This is a genomic window from Streptomyces sp. NPDC029216 (genome assembly GCF_040648015.1).
Taxonomy (GTDB): Bacteria; Actinomycetota; Actinomycetes; order Streptomycetales; family Streptomycetaceae; genus Streptomyces.
Window position 1 is genome coordinate 1 of the sequence record NZ_JBEZWL010000283.1, and the last position, 3,319, is coordinate 3,319.

The 3,319-nt window shown below is 76.7% G+C and carries 3 protein-coding genes and 1 pseudogene; 3 read left to right on the forward strand and 1 reads right to left on the reverse strand.

The window, feature by feature from the left end; all coding sequences use genetic code 11:
• The 3 genes from AB0F18_RS38910 to AB0F18_RS38920 form a co-directional block, all read left to right on the forward strand.
• A partial coding sequence (locus AB0F18_RS38910; protein WP_362070194.1) for a GTPase-associated protein 1-related protein occupies positions 1 to 1,077 on the forward strand: 1,077 nt, incomplete at its 5' end.
• Positions 1,078 to 1,338: 261 nt separating this feature from the next.
• The gene (locus tag AB0F18_RS38915) at positions 1,339 to 2,361 is read left to right on the forward strand and encodes a ketoacyl-ACP synthase III (protein WP_362070197.1); all 1,023 of its coding nucleotides are present in this window, start codon (positions 1,339 to 1,341) and stop codon (positions 2,359 to 2,361) included.
• On the forward strand, positions 2,358 to 3,107 hold the full coding sequence (locus AB0F18_RS38920) for a glycosyltransferase family A protein (protein WP_362070200.1): 750 nt from the start codon (positions 2,358 to 2,360) through the stop codon (positions 3,105 to 3,107). The genes AB0F18_RS38915 and AB0F18_RS38920 overlap by 4 nt, the downstream gene beginning before the upstream one ends.
• Before the next feature lie 118 nt (positions 3,108 to 3,225).
• Here the strand turns inward: AB0F18_RS38920 and AB0F18_RS38925 are convergent.
• Positions 3,226 to 3,319 (reverse strand): annotated as a pseudogene (locus AB0F18_RS38925) (phosphate ABC transporter permease subunit PstC); the annotation flags it as partial.

Below are 3,319 nucleotides of genomic sequence, written 5' to 3' on the forward strand. Positions count from 1 at the left end.
TCGGCGGCCCGGGCGGCGGCCGCCGAGTGGGCGGCCGGGCACGGGGACGCGCTGGACGGCGTACGGCTGCACGCGCTCGCGGGGGTGCTGGTCCGGCCGGGCGGGGAACCGCGCGGGGCGGCGGAGGCGGCCGCGTCGGGCCGGCTGCTGGCCTCCCTCGACGCGGGGGCGCGGGCCGCGCTCGCGGCGGAACTGGAGCCGCGGCTGCGGGAGGCACTGGCCGACCCCGAGGGCGAACCGGCGGCAACGGCCCTCCTGTTGGCGACGGCCGCCACCCTCGGCGCCGACACCGCCGGGCTGCTCCCGCAGGCGGCGCGCAAGCTGGCGTGGGCCCTGCTCACCGATCCGGAGCGGGCGTACGGGGAGGAGGTACGGGCCGCGCTGGCGGAGCTGCCGGCGCTGCGGGCCCTCGTACTCGACCGGCTGGACTCCCTCGCGGCGGGCGATCCGCCGGCCGGGGCACGGCTGTTCGCCCGGACCGGGCTGCGGCTGGGCGCGGCGGAGGCGCTGCCGCACCTGCGGATGTGCGCGCGGGGACGCCCGTCCGGGGACCGGGTCGTGGCGCTGGACACCCTGCTGCGGGAGGCCGGGGTCTCCCCGTACGCGGAACCGCTGGTGCTGCGCACGGGGATGCGGCTGGTGTGGGACGGGGAGGCCCCGGACCCGGTGGAGGCCCGGCTGCTCCTGGCCACGACGGGCGCCCCGGTCCACCGCCGGGCGGGCACCTGGGACCTCCTGGCCCGAGCGGCCGCCGAAGCCCCGTCCGCCGACCCGGAGGCCCCGGAACTGGCGGCGGAACTCCTGCGGCACTTCGCCGAGGAACTCCCGCCGGACCTTCGCGGCCGCCTCCTGGAACGCGCGGACACCCGCGGGGCGGCCCGCCAGGAGATCCCGGAGTGGCTCTCGGACGGCCCCGGCCCCGCGCACGAACGGCCCGCGGCGGACCCTGACCGAGACCCGGGTACCGGGGCGCAGGCCCTCGGGACCGAGCCGGAAGGCTCCCGCCGGGCCGTCCCCGGCATCGTGGCCCGCCTGCGGGAACGCTTCGGCGCACCCCCACCGGGAACGCCGGGCTGAGCCGGGGGCGGGTGCCGCGGCGCGGAGCCGTCTCCCCGCCCCGCCCTTCCTCCGTTCCCCCGGGGCTCCGCCCCGGACCCCGCGCCTCAAACGCCGGCGGGGCTGGAATTTCGCTGCGCGAGATCCAGCCCGCGCGGCGGCACACCCCGCGCCCGCCCCCGCGCCTGAGGTGCCGTACCGGTCCCCTACTCAGCACCCCCGCAAGGGATCTGAGCATCCGTACTCAGGCCCGGCCACCGGACGGCTTGTCATCGTGGGGCCATGCCCATACAGCCTTGTGATCCGCGGCCGCGCGTCGGCATTACCGCCGTCGGCAGCCTGTTGCCCGAGGACGTGCTGTCCTCCGACGACCTCCAGCGGGAGGTCACCCGGCGCAGCGGAATCGCGCTGCCCGCCCGGATCCTGACCCAGGCCACCGGGATCGTCTCGCGGCGGGTCGCCGCCGAGGGGGTGTACGCCTCCACGCTCGCGGTGGGCGCGGCCCGCCGGGCGCTGGGCTCGGCCGGGCTCGACCCGCTCGACGTGGACCTGCTGGTGTTCGCCTCCGCCTCGCGGGACCTGGTCGAGCCGGCCACCGCGCACATCGTGCAGGCGGAGCTCGGCTCGCGGGCGCACGCCGTCGACGTCACGAACGCCTGCAACAGCTTCGTCAACGGCATCGACCTCGCCCGCAGCATGGTCCTGGCCGGCCGGGCCCGCCGGGCGCTCGTGGTCACCGGGGAGACCCCGAGCCGCGCGGTGCGCACCGACCCCGCCGACTTCGCGGAGTTCCGCAGCGGTTTCGCCGGCTACACCTTCGGCGACGCGGGGGCGGCCGTCGTCGTCGAGGCGGTGGAGCGCGGCGGGATCCTGGACGTGGACTGCGAGACGCACTCGGAGCACTGGGAGGTCGGCGGCATCCCGGGCGGCGGCTCGCGGCACCCGCGCGGGGACGCGTACACCTACTTCCAGGGCGACGGGCACGAACTGCGCGGGGTCTTCGAGAAGGTGGGCACGGCGGTCATCGACCGGACCCTGCACCGCAACGGCATGGACTGGGACGGGTTCGCGAAGGTGCTGGTGCACCAGGTGACCGTGCCGTACCTGGAGCGGTTCGCGGAGCTGACCGGGGTACCGGCGGACAGGCTGGTGGTCACGGTGCCCGAGCTGGGGAATGTGGCGAGCGCGAGCATCGGGGTGCAGCTGGACCGGGTCTTCGGTGAACTGGAGCCCGGTGAGCGGGTGTTGTTCGTCGGGCTGGGCGGCGGGATCAGCATCATGACGATGGTCTGGGAGAAGTCGTGAGCGGCGCGCGCATGTGGGTGGTGGTGCCCGCGCACGAGGAGGCGGGACGGATCGCGGGGACGCTGCGGGCACTGGCCGCGCAGCGGGACCGGGACTTCACCCTGCTGGTCGTCGACAACGCCTCGACCGACGGCACGGCGGGCATCGCACGGGAGTTCGCGGCGCGCGCGCCCTTCCCCGTGGAGGTGATCGAGGAGCCGGAGAAGGGGGTCGGCTCGGCGGTGGACACCGGTTTCCGGTACGCGATCGCGCGGGGCGCGACCCTGCTGGCCCGGACGGACGCCGACTGCCTGCCCGGCCCCGGCTGGGCGGGGGCGGCGCGGGCGGCGCTGCTGGCGCGGCCGGGGCTGGTGTGCGGGCGGATCACGGCGCGGCGCGACGAGCACGGACCGCTGGGCCGGGCCGCGTTCACCGGACTGGTGGGGCTGGCCGCGCTGTTCGGGCGGCTGCGGCCGCAGCACGGGCGGCGGCACGGCTACCGGGCGCCGTACCGGATGCACGCGGGGAACAACATGGCGATCACCGCCGAGCTGTACCTGGCCGTGGGCGGGATGCCGCGGCGCCCGTCGCCGACGGACCGGCTGTTCCTGAACGCGGTCCGCCGCCACACCGACCGGATCTCCCGCTGCCGGGGCATGGTCGTGGAGAACTCCACGCGCCGGCTGCGGGCCTACGGGCTCGCCGGGACCGCCCGCTGGTACCTCGACCAGGGCAGCGGCACGCACGGAACGGACGACCCCCGCTGATGCTGGACCGACTGGATCACGCGCTGCGCGCCCGGCCCGAGCGGCCGGCCGTGCTCACCGCCACCCGCGGCGGCGCCACCCGGGTGCGTGCCACCCGGGGCGAACTCGCCGAGCTGGCCATCATGATCGCGAGGAGGATGCCGACGGTGAAGAGCGAGCGGGCGACGCCGACCTGGGTCTTGTCGAAGACGTAGGTCCAGCCGAGGTACTCG